Annotated in this window: 14 protein-coding genes and 2 pseudogenes; all 16 read right to left on the minus strand. The window is 46.4% G+C overall.

Features of this window, described 5'->3' with window-relative positions:
• Position 1 precedes the first annotated feature (1 nt).
• The 16 genes and pseudogenes from RGT18_RS08245 to RGT18_RS08320 all read right to left on the minus strand — a co-directional run bounded on the left by RGT18_RS08245 (position 2) and on the right by RGT18_RS08320 (position 12,804).
• A complete protein-coding gene (locus tag RGT18_RS08245; protein WP_338175900.1) occupies positions 2–2,431 on the minus strand; it encodes a VirB4-like conjugal transfer ATPase, CD1110 family in 2,430 nt (809 codons plus the stop codon).
• On the minus strand, positions 2,343–2,732 hold the full coding sequence (locus RGT18_RS08250) for a PrgI family protein (protein WP_000332197.1): 390 nt from the start codon (positions 2,730–2,732) through the stop codon (positions 2,343–2,345). Before RGT18_RS08250 ends, RGT18_RS08245 begins: the two co-directional genes overlap by 89 nt.
• Positions 2,733–2,735: 3 nt before the next feature.
• The gene (locus tag RGT18_RS08255; RefSeq protein ID WP_479631613.1) at positions 2,736–3,002 is read right to left on the minus strand and encodes a conjugal transfer protein; all 267 of its coding nucleotides are present in this window, start codon (positions 3,000–3,002) and stop codon (positions 2,736–2,738) included.
• Positions 3,003–3,016: 14 nt separating this feature from the next.
• Positions 3,017–3,880: a VirB6/TrbL-like conjugal transfer protein, CD1112 family gene (locus tag RGT18_RS08260; protein ID WP_000466901.1), complete on the minus strand. Its 864-nt coding sequence runs from the start codon at positions 3,878–3,880 to the stop codon at positions 3,017–3,019.
• Positions 3,881–3,899: 19 nt separating this feature from the next.
• Positions 3,900–3,983, minus strand: a pseudogene (locus RGT18_RS08265) (Maff2 family mobile element protein); the annotation flags it as partial.
• Between the two features lie 99 nt (positions 3,984–4,082).
• Complete coding sequence (locus tag RGT18_RS08270; RefSeq protein ID WP_028078552.1) at positions 4,083–5,693, minus strand: recombinase family protein; 1,611 nt, start codon at positions 5,691–5,693, stop codon at positions 4,083–4,085.
• Positions 5,694–5,804: 111 nt separating this feature from the next.
• Complete coding sequence (locus RGT18_RS08275; RefSeq protein WP_002569233.1) at positions 5,805–5,993, minus strand: transposon-encoded TnpW family protein; 189 nt, start codon at positions 5,991–5,993, stop codon at positions 5,805–5,807.
• Positions 5,990–6,847 (minus strand): ATP-binding protein, encoded by an 858-nt coding sequence (locus tag RGT18_RS08280; RefSeq protein WP_028078551.1) that lies wholly within the window; start codon positions 6,845–6,847, stop codon positions 5,990–5,992. Before RGT18_RS08280 ends, RGT18_RS08275 begins: the two co-directional genes overlap by 4 nt.
• Positions 6,844–7,587, minus strand: coding sequence for a phage replisome organizer N-terminal domain-containing protein (locus RGT18_RS08285; RefSeq protein ID WP_028078550.1), 744 nt, complete (start codon positions 7,585–7,587; stop codon positions 6,844–6,846). The genes RGT18_RS08280 and RGT18_RS08285 overlap by 4 nt, the downstream gene beginning before the upstream one ends.
• Positions 7,577–7,789: a hypothetical protein gene (locus tag RGT18_RS08290; RefSeq protein ID WP_005927784.1), complete on the minus strand. Its 213-nt coding sequence runs from the start codon at positions 7,787–7,789 to the stop codon at positions 7,577–7,579. Before RGT18_RS08290 ends, RGT18_RS08285 begins: the two co-directional genes overlap by 11 nt.
• Before the next feature lie 184 nt (positions 7,790–7,973).
• Positions 7,974–9,596 carry a relaxase/mobilization nuclease domain-containing protein gene (locus tag RGT18_RS08295; protein ID WP_028078549.1) on the minus strand — a complete coding sequence of 541 codons (1,623 nt, stop codon included), beginning with the start codon at positions 9,594–9,596 and terminating at the stop codon, positions 7,974–7,976.
• Positions 9,568–9,966, minus strand: coding sequence for a plasmid mobilization protein (locus tag RGT18_RS08300; RefSeq protein WP_028078548.1), 399 nt, complete (start codon positions 9,964–9,966; stop codon positions 9,568–9,570). Before RGT18_RS08300 ends, RGT18_RS08295 begins: the two co-directional genes overlap by 29 nt.
• A gap of 558 nt (positions 9,967–10,524) precedes the next feature.
• On the minus strand, positions 10,525–10,728 hold the full coding sequence (locus RGT18_RS08305; RefSeq protein ID WP_002602095.1) for a helix-turn-helix domain-containing protein: 204 nt from the start codon (positions 10,726–10,728) through the stop codon (positions 10,525–10,527).
• Positions 10,718–11,164 carry an RNA polymerase sigma factor gene (locus RGT18_RS08310; RefSeq protein ID WP_002602096.1) on the minus strand — a complete coding sequence of 149 codons (447 nt, stop codon included), beginning with the start codon at positions 11,162–11,164 and terminating at the stop codon, positions 10,718–10,720. Before RGT18_RS08310 ends, RGT18_RS08305 begins: the two co-directional genes overlap by 11 nt.
• A 204-nt stretch (positions 11,165–11,368) precedes the next feature.
• Positions 11,369–12,136 (minus strand): class I SAM-dependent methyltransferase, encoded by a 768-nt coding sequence (locus RGT18_RS08315; RefSeq protein ID WP_002602097.1) that lies wholly within the window; start codon positions 12,134–12,136, stop codon positions 11,369–11,371.
• Between the two features lie 213 nt (positions 12,137–12,349).
• Positions 12,350–12,804: pseudogene (locus RGT18_RS08320) on the minus strand (helix-turn-helix domain-containing protein).
• Between the last annotated feature and the right edge of the window lie 63 nt (positions 12,805–12,867).

Genomic DNA, 12,867 nt, shown 5'->3' on the forward strand with positions numbered 1-12,867 from the left:
CCTACCTCACTTCTTCAGGCTTAGTTGTCATCTTCTGATAAAGGATTGTGTCTTTCGGGAATTTATCAAGGAAAGGGACAATGGTATTTCCAAAGAACAAAAGTCCTTCTCCTGCATTGGAATTGGTTACATATTTTAGCTGTGGCTGTGAGATTTTAAGTTTCCTTGCTAAAATTTCTCTATCGCCTGAAGCCTGATTGAGCATTAAAACAAAGTCCGTATTGTCAAAGATATTTTCTATCTCCTTACTCATCAGTAGGTCTTTGACATTCTGTGTAATGCCTGTCGGAATTCCTCCCCACTTACGAAATCTTTTCCAAATTTCTACGGAATAGGAAGCTGTCTGCTCGTCTTTTAACAATAAGTGAAACTCGTCGATATAGTACCTTGTAGCCTTATTTCCTCGGTTTTGCGACACCTTGTTCCACACCTGATCCTGAATAACAAGCATTCCGATTTTTTTAAGCTGTGAGCCTAACTCCTTAATGTCAAAACAAAGAAGCTGCTTATTTAAGTCCACATTGGACTGATGGTTAAATACATTAAGAGAACCTGTTACATAAATCTCCATTTCCGTTGCCAGCTTTTTACCGACTTTTTCTTCCTGATTTTTTAACATATCATACAGGTTTTGAAGAATCGGCATATTATAAGGCTTTGGATTTTCAAAATACTTTTCATAAATCTTAGGAAGGCATCTATCTATGACCGACTTTTCTTCTGCTGTAAGACCGCTGCCACCTACAACAAGCTCCAGCATGGACATAATAAAGTTTGCTTTGTCCTTTAGTGGTGCATCCCCATCGCCATAGTTCATATTGATGTCAAGGGGATTGAGATAGTCCTTTGACTTACTGCTTACCTTTATGACTTCTCCTTTAAACTGACGCACAAGGTTTCCATACTCGCCCTCCGGATCGCAGATAATCACATCATCATCGGTTGTAAGAATCGCATTTGCCATTTCTCTTTTAGCACTAAAGGACTTACCACTTCCCGGAGTTCCGAGGATTAGACCGTTCGGGTTTTTCAGTTTCTTTCTATCTGCCATAATCAGGTTATGACTTAGGGCATTTAGTCCATAATACAAACTGTTCGCCGAATTTATGAAAAGCTCCTCTGTGGTAAAAGGCATAAATACTGCCGTAGATGATGAGGTTAGTCCTCTGTCAATTTCAATCTTATTTACCCCAAGTGGAAGTACACTGATTAATCCCTGTTCCTGTGAGTGATCAAGTCTTTTTAACTTGCAATTATGCTTATTGGCAATGGAGCTGATTTGAGAAATGGTATTATCCAGCTTTTGAATTGTCCTTGCAAAGTTCATAAAGATAATGGTTACGACAAACATACGCTCATCTCTTGTCTGGAGATCTTTTAAAAGACTTTTTACATCTTCTCCATAGGTAATTAAATCACTTGGAAGAATGTCCATATCATAACCACTTCTTACAGCCTTTTTATTTTCCTCAATCTTCATCTTGTCAATGTCGGTATTTTTTCTTTTGACCATCTTGATGGCTTCTGACTGTTCGATTGCCTTGATGTGAAAAGAAATATTGATGTTATCATCTATATCCAAAAACTCGGCAAGCATACGGTCTGAAAGCTCACTTGCAAGGATTTGAAAATGACTTGCCGCTCCGATAAACTTTCCAAACTTAAAATACCTTGACGGTGTAAAGTTAAATTCATCAGGCACAATATATGTCTTTGTGCTTTCCTTTTTCTTTAAGTCCTTATATGAAAATTCAAAGGTCTTATTGGGATTTAAAACATCATGAAGTATCTTTAGTCTTTCCTCTCCGTTCAGGCTTTCTGCTCTTACTCCCATACTTTTAAGACTTGATAATATATCTATCTCCAGTCTTTCCAGTTTTGATGTTGCCTGCTCTAAATTATCCGCTTCCACCGTAAAGGTTACATACTTTGATTTTTTCAGTCCGTTATTTCCCTTTACAATCTGACTTTTCAGCATTTCTCTAAACTCAAGGCGTATATCGTCAAAACCGTCCTTTTTATCCGGTATTTGAATAGCTGATTTCATTTCTTCATTTCTGCCAAGCTGATTGATATATGAAAACTCTATGCTGACACTTGGATCAAAGGAATTAAGGAAATTTGCAAACTGATTAAAAATCAAATCTCTATCTTCTTCTAAAGCAAGCTGATAGTTTATATCCTCAAAGGCGATACTCTTATTAAAATGCTTTTCATCAATCTGACATATCCCGCTTTTTAAGAGTCTAAGATAGGGAATGGTATCTTCAACAGTGTATCTTTTCGGTTCTTTCCTAAAGATAAGGTCAAGTAATCCGCCCCTGTCTTTTTTAGACTTTCCCTTATTTTGCTTTAAGTCCTGTTTTTGACTTCTTAACTTCTTTTGGTTTTGTTCTAACTTTAGCTGCTGAATCTTTCTTTTGTCTTTCAAGGTAAACCTCCTTTCTCACTCTTTTTTGTGGCTGATAAAATTTGTGAAGGTAAATATACTTAAAATATTTCTCAAAGCTAAGTCCGTCCTTTTCAAAAAGAGTGATGAAAAATATAGGGAGAGTGGACACAATGAGAAAGATGACTGCTATATCATTTGGAACAACCTTTCGCATAAATAAATAGATTGGTATTCCAATCAGTCCTGCAATCGTAAAACCGATGAGTTGTCTTTTTGTCAGGTTGAATGCAACCTTTGTTTTTACCTTCTTTAAGTCTTTTGGGATAGGTACATACGCCATAACTTACCTCCCATCTTCTTTACCCTTTGAAAGCTCCTCTATATGCTCATATACGGAGCCGATTTCTTCCTGAATACTTGCAATCTGTTCATTTGTATTTCTGTTATATCTTTCCTGCATTAGACAAAAATCATTGTGGCAGCGACCGATGTCCTTTGTTCTTTCTTCCAAGTCATTCACTTTGCTGTGAAGCCTGATTCTATCCATCACTGCCAAAATACCTGTTCCAACTGCTACTGCTATCAATACTGTTTTTCTTTTGTTCATCATATATTTCCTTTCTTTTAGTGTGCATTTAATACGCTTTTGGCCAGTGTTCCGCTCTTTAGCATCATTAACCCTAGCAAAACCGCATATCCAAGTATCGTAAAGGTACTTGTGTGTATATCTGTTATCTGTATTGTCTTAACTAATACTGCGTATATTCCAAGACAAACCATTAAAAAGAGTCCTTGTAAGCCTATGGCAAATAAGCCTTTGATATAGTTTGTTCCGATTTGTCCCCACTCTTTGTTTCCCATTGTGGCAAAAGGAATGGCTGAAACGGATGAGTAAACATAAATCTCAAACATTCTGCCGTATACCACAAGCATAATCACAATGGAAATGACCTGTATTGCCACCTTTATGAGCGAGGTTTCAAAGAGTATCATGACAAGCTCTCCAAGACCTTTATCTTTTAAGCCTTCTACCATCGTTACAATCTGATCTCCGGAGATAACGGCAGAGGTATTAATTACCCCTGCCGCTTTATTTACCATGTGCTGTGCCACATCAAAGACTGCCATAGAAAACTGAAAAGCATGGGACACTAACCATACGGCAATCCACATCTTTATGATGTACTTGAAAAATTCAAAGGTATCTGTATCGTGCATATTGTTCTTTTGCATAACCATATTGATAAGCTCGATACAAAGGACTGCCGTTATGATTAGCCCTGCAATGGGGATAATGACAGAGTCGTTAATGCTTTTGATAAAACTAAAAACCTGTCCGTTCCACCCCATCGGTGTCTTTCCCACATCCGTTGCAATCGCACCAACTTTATCGTTGATGTCAAGAAACATGGACTCTAAGTTTGCTTGGATACCGCCCAGTAGAAGATCTTTGAAAAACTCCTCTATCTTGTCGAATATCCCAAACATTTAATTTCTCCTTTTCTTCTTACTTGAGTATATTTGCAAGAAGCGGAATCAGCTTTAATCCGATAAGGACAATACCGCCTCCTGCCATAAGCTGCTTAATGCCCTGAGATTTTGCTTATGTGCGATAAAGAAGTAATAGAAGTGTAAAAAATTTTGCCGTTCCTATCCGGCACTTGCGCATTGTGTCGGATAGGTCGGGCGTTTATTCGGGCAAGTCCACCTTGCCAACAAAAGAATAATAAATCTCAATGTCCTGTCTGCGGGTCTTGTTCTCGTCATAGCTGCACTCATGCACAACGATTTTCTCTACAAACTCCCGCAGCAGAGTAGGGGTAAGTTCTTCAAAGCTGGTATGCCGCCGGACAACATTCATAAACTTTTCTGCGTTCACGGTGGCTTCCTGTGCTTTGGAAAGCTCCGCTTGGATAGCGGCGGCTCTTTCTTTCAGTTCCCGTTGCTCTGCTTCATAGTCTGCCGACAGTTCTGTGAAACGCTCGTCTGATATGCGCCCGGTCACGCTGTCCTCATACAGCCGCTTGAAGATAGCGGATAACTCGGCTATGCGTTTCTCGGCGGCTTCCAGTTCCTTTTTCTTGGCGGCGTTCCTGCGTTTGCCTCCGTCCTCGTTCTGCTCAATCAAGAGCTTCATAAACCGGGCTTCATGCTTTGCCGCATAGCTTGTCACTTTCCGCAGATTGGAGAGTACACCAGCGGTCAAGAGGTCGGTGCGGATAAAGTGCGCCGTACAGTCATGGGTGCGTTTCTTGTAGTTGCCGCAGATATAACAGTCCTGCTTGCGTTTGTCCGTCTGGTATCGCTGCTGATACATCACACTGCCGCAGTCCGCACAGAACAGTATGCCGGAGAACAAGCCCACTTCATCATAGCGGTTGGGGCGTTTGCGCTGCTTGCGAAGCTCCTGCACCCGTTCCCATGTTTGGGGGTCTATGATAGGCTCGTGGTGATTCTCGAAAATCACTTGCTTTTCCGGGGGATTTTCTACACTGTGCTTGACTTTGTAAGAGAGTTTTTCCGTCTTGAAGTTTACCAGACAGCCTGTGTATTCCCGGTTTTCAAGGATATGCACAACGGTATTGGTCGCCCACTTGCACTCATAGCCGGGGTGGTAGCGGCGGGTGCTGCCCGTCCTGCGGTATTCCAGCGTCCCCGGCGTGGGGATTTGCTGCTCTGTGAGCATACGGGCTATCTTGGTCGGACCATTCCCGGCAAGGCAGAGGTTGTATATCTGCTTGACTACGGGTGCAGCTTCCTCGTCAATAATGAAATTTTCGTCCTCGTCCATGAGGTAGCCATACACAGGCTTGCTTGTGATGGGCTTGCCACTCATGCCTTTTGAGCGTTTTACTGCTTTGATTTTCTTGCTCGTATCTCTCACCAGCCATTCGTTAAAGATATTCCGCAGCGGGGCAAAGTCATTGTCGCCCTGTGCGCTGTCCACTCCGTCATTGATAGCGATGAAGCGGACACCTTTCTGTGGGAAAATCATTTCCGTGTACATTCCCACTTGCAGGTAGTTTCGCCCTAACCTCGACATATCCTTTACGATAACTGTCCCGACTTTTCCGGCTTCAATGTCCGCAAGCATGGCTTGAAAACCGGGTCTTTGAAAGTTCGCACCAGAATAACCGTCGTCCGTGTACCAGCGCAGATTGGAAAAGCCGTTCTGCTTTGCATAGGTTTCAAGGATACGCTTCTGATTGGAAATGGAATTGCTCTCGCCTTGCAGCTCGTCCTCATGGGAAAGTCTTGGGTAAAGGGCGGTAATTGGTTGTTGGTTGGTCTGTCTTAACATAAAATCCTCCGTTTCCGACAGCCAGCCCCACTATTCCGTACCTTGATTGTACCACATGGGGCGGCTGTCTGTATAGCGGCAAAAGCGTCAAATCTGCTTCTTTATGGTCGGTCAAATCGCCGTTTTTTGTGTAGCAGCTTCCGCTTCCAGCACTTTCATCATCTTGTCGGCTGCGGTGTCGGTTGCGCCCTGCTTGAAGAAGCCGGAAACGGTAAGGACGGAGTTGCCCATGCGGATTTCCGTCACACAGTCCGGGCGGCGGTCTGTTTTGGTGGTGCTTGTCTGTTTCGTTTCTGTCATAGGCTCTCCTTTCGCTGCTTCATCAGTTGCTTTAAGCGTTCCAGCTTTTCCTGTGCGGTTTCCTTTCGGAAGTTGCTGCCCGTGAAGCGGACGGGGGCGCACATGGAAGTCAGCCTGTCATAAATACGGGCGTGGGGCGTGTCCTGCGGGTGCTGCAATTCCTCCAGCGTGAGGTTGGTCGTGGCGATCAGCGGCTTGCCGCTTCGGTAACGGCTGTCAATCACGCTGTAAACCTGTTCCAGCCCGTATTCTGTCCCTCGCTCCATACCGAAATCATCAAGTATCAGCAGGGGGTAGCTGCAAAGGCGGGAAATATATTCGTTCCTGCCCTCAAAGCTGGCGGCAAGGTCACCCAGTATCGTTGCAAAGTTTGTCATGCGAACGGCAACCTCTTTTTCCATAAGGGCGTTGGCAATACAGGCGGCAAGGTAGCTTTTTCCTGTCCCCACGCCGCCCCAAAACAGGTAGCCGATATTTTCAGCCTGCATGGTTTCCCAGCTCTCCACATAAAAGCGGGCGGTTTCGGTCTGTGGGTTTCTGCCGTTGTCATGCTCAAATGTCCAGTTCCGCATAGCGGGGTCGGTAAAGCCCCGGCGTTTCAAGTCCTCCACTGTTTCAAGGTGCTTCTGTCGGCTTTCGGCGGCTTGCTGCTTTTCACGGGCTGCCCGCTGGCAGTCGCACTCTGCCGGGTGTCGGTCATGCCCTAACCATTGGGCGGTTTCTTTTGAAAAGTAGGCTTCTTTTGGCGTATGGCACTTGCCGCAGTATAAAAGCCCGTCCTCGCCTGTGTAGTCCTCCGCTTCGGCGGTAGTGGTTGTAATGTCCGTAATCATAGCTTCAATCTCGTTTTTCATAAGCTCTCGCCCTCCTTGCATGAATAATCGGGTATGCCCTGTTTCGGGGCAGCCTTGCCTTTGGCAACGTCCTCCTGCGCCCACTTGTAAATGGTGGCTGCATGGCTGTGGTACTGCTTCCCGGTGGAAGCGATATGGCAGGAAAGCCGGTCAATATAATACTCCCACTTGTCGGGCAGCTCTGTTTTCAGCCCGGAAAGCTCTGTATCGGTCAGTATCACATTGTTGTATCTGCCATAAGCGGCAGGGGCGGGGTGTCCCGTTTCTCCCTCTCTCTCTTTTTCTAACTCTATCTCTTTCTCTAACTCTATCTCTGGTGGACGAATGTCGGACAAATGTCCGCCTTTTGTCCGGGGCGGTAAAAGTGCCTTGTTTTCCAGCCTTGCAGCCCGTTTCCTCTCGGCTTCGGTAGAGGACTGTCCTATCATCAGCTCAATGTCGGTCATATAGAAAGCCCCGCTGTCAAGCTGCTCCACAAGCCCCAACTGCCGGAAAATCTCTAAAGCCCTCTCAACCGTCCCTATCTGGTGGCGGGTCAGTGTCGCTATCATCTGCGCTGTGTAGGGGATATGCTCGTCAAGCTGCAATTTCCCGCCGTTTTTCAGCGATTTTAAGTACAGCTTCAAGAGGATATTGGAATATAAAATCCCGTCTTTCATATCTTCCAGCAGCACAATGGAGTCGCTGTCAAAAAAGTTCTCTTTCAGCTTGAGGTAGTAATACTTGCGGTTATCTGCCATTGTCCCTGTCCTCCTTTTTCCGGCGTTTGGAGTAGTAGCGGGGGCAGAGTATGATAACCGCCCGGAAGCTCTGCTTGCAGCTATGGGTACAGCCCCGGCAGAGGTCGTTGTATGTGATACGGTCGCAGGTGGTATTCCCGACTTTTACTTGCCGCAGGAAAAAAGACCATTCCAGCCGCCGTTTCTTGCTCATTCTTGGCATGGGTGCGCTCCTTTCTGCCGTTTCCGCTGGTGTGACGGTATCGGCGGTAATTCTGTATCATCTCGGTATCATTTTCGGGGTTTTTCTGCCCTGTAAGTCCCTTAAAAAATCCTTTGGTATTGCGGGTAAGGTACGGGGCAGCCCCCTTGTTCTGTATGGGTTCGGGTACATTTTGGGGTGGTTTTTATCGCTCCTGTTCCTGCCTTTTCACAGGCTTGCGCTCCCGGCGTAAAATCTGGTCGATATTGCACTTGACGGTCTGTAAGCGGCGGTATTCCTCCCGTTTTGCCCGGTAATCGTTGTAGCCGCTGTTTTTCTCTTTGATAAGGCTTTCAATCTCTGCTTGCAGGGCTTTATAGCTTGGCAGCTTGGAAATACCGTTCTCTTTGAAATAACGGGCGGCTGCGTCTGCTATGATAAAGTCGCTTTCGTGCTTCTGTCGGTAGGCTGCTTTTGCTTTGGCGTTTTTCTGCTGTTTCAGCCCGTCCCGGACAGGGCGGGTCTTGGAATAGGCAAGTACCTGCCGTTGCAGCTCCTTTTTCCCGTTCAGCGTCTTTTCCACCTGCTTCAGCTCTGTAAGGCTTTCCTGCATGGCGGCATAGGCGGCAGAACAGGCTTCGTCCAGTTCCTCCGGGGAAGAAAAGCCGTACTGCTGGTAGGCGGTAACAGTAGCCGCCATCTGCTTTAGATTGTGCTTTGCCGCCCAGCGGTCATAGCCCACGCCCTTGCCCTCGGCTCGCTTGGCTTCCCGGTCAACCATGCGCTGCAAGGTGTTGTCTGCCGGGGTGGTTTTTGCGGCTTTTTCCTCCCGCAAGCGTCCCTTTTGGGTGTGGGGGTATTCGGGTATGGCTGTGGTCTGTTCGACGACCCTGTGGGCGTTCTGCGTGAGCAGGGCAAGGACAGCAGCCTTGTCAAAATCGTCCCCCAGCTTCCGGGCTGTGATAGGCTTTGTCCTGTCCGGCGTGAGGTAGGAAAGCCGCCCCCGGCTCTCCTTGACGGTCACGCCCTCCCGCAGCAAAAGGGAAGAAAACTCGTCAAAGCTGCCAGCTTGGGAAAGTGCTTGCCGTATCGTCCGGCGCAGCTTCGCCTTGTCCGTTTCAAACTTGGTGGGCTTGGTCGGCTGTCCTGCGGCTTCTCTGACAGCGTTCTCTTTATCAAGGGCAAGCTGCCCTTTCTTTGCCGCCCAGTATTCCCGTTCGGTTATCCGTTCCTTGCTGCCGTTCAAGAGGTCGATTTGGTAAAGCCCCTCCCGGTGGCACATCTCCATGACTTCACTCTTTAAATATTCCATAGCGGCGTTGGTGCAGCGGTGCTTGCAGCCCTCCCGTGTGTCGGCGGGTCTGTCCATGTAGGGCAGAAGCGGGACTTCATAAATCCGCAGGGAGTTGATGACGATATGCACATGGATATTGCCGCTGTGGTTATGCCCGTCCGGGTGGGTGCAGATTAGGGCTTGGTGTCCGGGAAAATGCTCCTTGCAGAACTGCTCGCCCAGCTCCTGCGCCCGGTCTACGGTCAAGCCGTTGTCTGTCCCGTCCCGTGGGTCAAAGCTGATGATATAGTGGTGGTTTTTCACATCTTCCCGTTTTTGGTTTTTCTCATAGTGGAGATTGGCTCGCATACAGGCAACGGCGAAATCCTCGCCCCCGCAGTTAAGGGAAGAAATGCGGTAATCCTCCCTCGGTATCAGCCGCCCGTTTTCATCAAGGGTGGGCTTCATGGTAAACTCGTCATGCTCAAATGTGAGGTAGGCTTCTGCTGCGCCATAGTCGGCATTTTTAGAGCTGATATGTTTGAATGTTGCCAACAGCGTCACCCACTTTCTGCAAGACTTCAAACTTTAGGGCAGCAAGGTCGGAAACCGCCGCCCGTACCTCCCCGGCAAGCTGCGGGTAGGGACTGTGCCACTCGTTCAGCGTCCGGGCTATCTGGTTTAAGTTGCCGCCGATCCTGCCGTATTCGGCGGTCAGCTTCCCGACAGCGGCAAGCAGCTCGTCATTGACGGGGGAAACGGTTATGATGGGGCGTATGGCTGCCCCGGTTATGGCTTGCCGGATAAACTCGGCTTGGCTCATGTTGTAAGCAGAAAGCCTTTCCGCAAACTCGGTGTATTCTTCCTCGGTCATGCGTGTCTTGACTACCCGGCTGCGGTGGGGCGTGTTATATCGTTTTCGCATGGTAAAAACCTCCTTTCGGCTGCCGCATGGCTGCGGCGGGATAAGCGGCGTAAGCCGCATAAGCAGGGTTTGGGGAAGGCACTCCCCAACAAGATTCCCGCAGGGGCAAAAATAAGCGGAGAGCGAATTTTGGCACCTCGGTAGAATCTTGCTCTGAAAAACTCCGGCGTTCCCCGGCTCCCGTCCTTTCCGCTAACAAAACGTTTCAAAAGGGCTTTGCTACCCGCTATTCCGGCTTATCTTGAAAATTTTCCTTTCACTACCTACAACACCACGCAAAGCAAAATGGACGGAGATTTTTAGAATTTCCCCTCTATTCCCTACAACACCACGCAAGCCGGAATAGGCGGACAATGGCAGTATTTTTTTCTTTGATACCCTCTACGGATAAGTAAGGGATTTTGCCAACTGCGGCGGCTATTTTCCCTTTTGTTTTTTCATACTGGGGATTTTCAAAAATGCCAAACAGGAACGAAAAAAAGCAGCAAATCTGTTGAATAGATTTACTGCTTTCTGGTTGCCGGCGAAGCGGCGGTTATTCAGTTGTAGGCGGTAGGGCTATCTCCCAAAGCGGAACTTGAAAATAGCTGTGAGAAGCGTCTGGGTGATGTAGTCCTCTGTATCTTGGTCTACCCGTCCATTCACACGGGCGGCACATTGTATGCGGCGGCGGTAATACTGCAATACAGTTCCCACCGCTTCCGGCTCCCCGCTGGCGGCTTGGACGATTGTTTCATAGGGGAGAAGCCTATTATTTCTCATATGCCATTCCCTCCATTTCCGCTTGGAGCTGCCGTAGGGCTTTTCGGATATGGTAGCCCGCTGTGCTGCGGCTGCGCCCGTACTGTCTGCCAATTTCGTGCTGTGGAATACGCTTGAAAAAGGACAGGTAAATCATTTCCCGCTCCCGTTCGTCCAGCCGTGACAGGGCTTCCGCAAGTAAACCGCTGCTGAAAATGACCGTATCGCCGCAAAGGGTAAGTATGTATTCCTCGTCCGGCTCCGGGGCTTGGAAATATTCATCTGTCGTGCCTAAAGGGTAGTGCTTTTCGTCTGTGAGGTATTCAAGGGATATTTCTCTTTTGTGCTTCCTGCTCCGTGTCCTCGCTGCGTTGATCGTTGCATTTCGGATAACGACTTTGCAAAAGGCATGGAAAGTGTACTCGATATGTTCCCGATATTCTTCTGTACAGGTCATGGAAAATCCCCCTTTCCTCCCAAAAGGGCTGTGGCTGGTTAGTAGTTGCTTTTTATGATAGTAAGGGGCGGCAGCACTTTAGGCTGTCGCTCCTTGACTGCCTAACTGCAAAACCGGGCGGGGCTGTCAACGGCGGGCGAAGCCCGTTCATCTTGACCGTTGACTGGCTCGGCCGGGTTTGCTATTTATCCGGCAAACTTGAATTTATTTTAAGCTATCACGTTTTACCTTTTTAAGCCTTACTATCATTACCATAGGAATTTCTTTATTGTTTTTGAAACATTCTTCATAAAATCCATCAATGACAAATCCAGCTCTGAAACAAAGGTTAAAAATATCTTGTATGGAACGATGATAATAAATCTGCTCCTCCGGCTGCCCTTCGATCGCTATATCATAGTAACTGTGCGGTGTCATATATTTTTCAGTCAATGTGATAAAACAAGGGTGCTGCGTTGCAAAGACAAAAATCCCGTTTTCCTCCAATAGTTCATAAACAGCCATAAAAAGCGGTTCAATATCCGTAATATCCATAATTGCCATATTAGAAACTGCTTTCGTAAAGGCTCGATTTCTTTTTAATCCTAATAAGCTTTCTCTATTGGTCGCATCCGCTACGCAAAACTCAATTTGTTTTGCATATTGTGATCGCCGTCTTTTAGCCAATTCTATCATTTTTTTGCTGTAATCAAAAGCGACGACCGAAGCGCCTCTCTGTGCAAGATACGAAGAATAATTTCCATTGCCGCACGCAATATCCAAAATGTAATCCGAAGGATCAGGAGAGAGAAGTTCCGTTACTTTGGGACGTACTACCTCTCTGTGAAATTCATTGGATTCGTCACCCATTGCATCATCCCAAAATTGTGCGTTTTTCTCCCAGATCTTTTTGCTTTCCTCTGTTCCCATGTTCTCTCCCACTCCCAAAATTTGCCTTTTTGCTTCCATTAAATCTTCCTTACTATATTCCATTGTTACCCTCCATAACTTCTGATTGTTGCCGTCTTGACTATTATGTATCTTTTCTTTCCAAAATGGTATAGGCTTTTATTTTTATAATGCTGCAAAACTTTTCTTCTGTAAGGTATTCAAAGGATATTTCCCTTTGCCGCCGCTATTGGAAAGCCAAAAGCAGCGGCTTTTTTACGCGATATGACCGAAAAGACTAGAAAGCAGGATATGTCATCATTTGTCATTTCTTCTCAATGTAATAACTGCATGGCATATCAAGCCAAATACAAGAGAAAAACAGCCACCGCCAAATAGTGATGCTCCCCACCCTGCACCCGACATTGTCATAAAACCGCCAACAAAGAAAATACCAATGCCAAGAAATATCCCGACACCATAAAAAAGTCCAATTGCCATATCATACTTATTAAATTGTCGTTTCTCTTTTTTTCACATGTTTCCATTTTTGTTATTACCTCCTTCGCAAAATCGTCCATGTGGACTCCAAAAAGAAAACAAATTTTTTTCAACGTATTTAAATCGGGTTCATTAACATCTCTCTCCCAATTCGATAGCGCCTGCCGGGTAACATTCAATTTCCCAGCCAGTTCTTCCTGTGTCATTCCCGATTGTGTTCGCAGATGACGTATTTGCTTTCCTGTTGTAATATCCGTCTGTTTCTGGTTCAAAATGGTTCCTCCTCTCTGATGCTGATTTTATCAATGATATTTCGCAATAGCCAGCAATGAACG

The sequence above is a fragment of the Solobacterium moorei genome, from assembly GCF_036323475.1.
Classification (GTDB): domain Bacteria; phylum Bacillota_I; class Bacilli_A; order Erysipelotrichales; family Erysipelotrichaceae; genus Bulleidia; species Bulleidia moorei.

Excerpts from the sequence above, each read along its gene's own strand:
- RGT18_RS08270 (WP_028078552.1), bottom strand. The coding sequence starts at position 5,693 with ATGTTAAGACAGACCAACCAACAACCAATTACCGCCCTTTACCCAAGA.
- RGT18_RS08305 (WP_002602095.1), bottom strand. The coding sequence starts at position 10,728 with ATGAGAAATAATAGGCTTCTCCCCTATGAAACAATCGTCCAAGCCGCC.
- RGT18_RS08290 (WP_005927784.1), bottom strand. The coding sequence starts at position 7,789 with ATGCCAAGAATGAGCAAGAAACGGCGGCTGGAATGGTCTTTTTTCCTG.
- RGT18_RS08300 (WP_028078548.1), bottom strand. The coding sequence starts at position 9,966 with ATGCGAAAACGATATAACACGCCCCACCGCAGCCGGGTAGTCAAGACA.
- RGT18_RS08250 (WP_000332197.1), bottom strand. The coding sequence starts at position 2,732 with ATGGCGTATGTACCTATCCCAAAAGACTTAAAGAAGGTAAAAACAAAG.
- RGT18_RS08315 (WP_002602097.1), bottom strand. The coding sequence starts at position 12,136 with ATGGAATATAGTAAGGAAGATTTAATGGAAGCAAAAAGGCAAATTTTG.
- RGT18_RS08280 (WP_028078551.1), bottom strand. The coding sequence starts at position 6,847 with ATGAAAAACGAGATTGAAGCTATGATTACGGACATTACAACCACTACC.
- RGT18_RS08255 (WP_479631613.1), bottom strand. The coding sequence starts at position 3,002 with ATGATGAACAAAAGAAAAACAGTATTGATAGCAGTAGCAGTTGGAACA.
- RGT18_RS08285 (WP_028078550.1), bottom strand. The coding sequence starts at position 7,587 with ATGGCAGATAACCGCAAGTATTACTACCTCAAGCTGAAAGAGAACTTT.
- RGT18_RS08260 (WP_000466901.1), bottom strand. The coding sequence starts at position 3,880 with ATGTTTGGGATATTCGACAAGATAGAGGAGTTTTTCAAAGATCTTCTA.
- RGT18_RS08310 (WP_002602096.1), bottom strand. The coding sequence starts at position 11,164 with ATGACCTGTACAGAAGAATATCGGGAACATATCGAGTACACTTTCCAT.
- RGT18_RS08275 (WP_002569233.1), bottom strand. The coding sequence starts at position 5,993 with ATGACAGAAACGAAACAGACAAGCACCACCAAAACAGACCGCCGCCCG.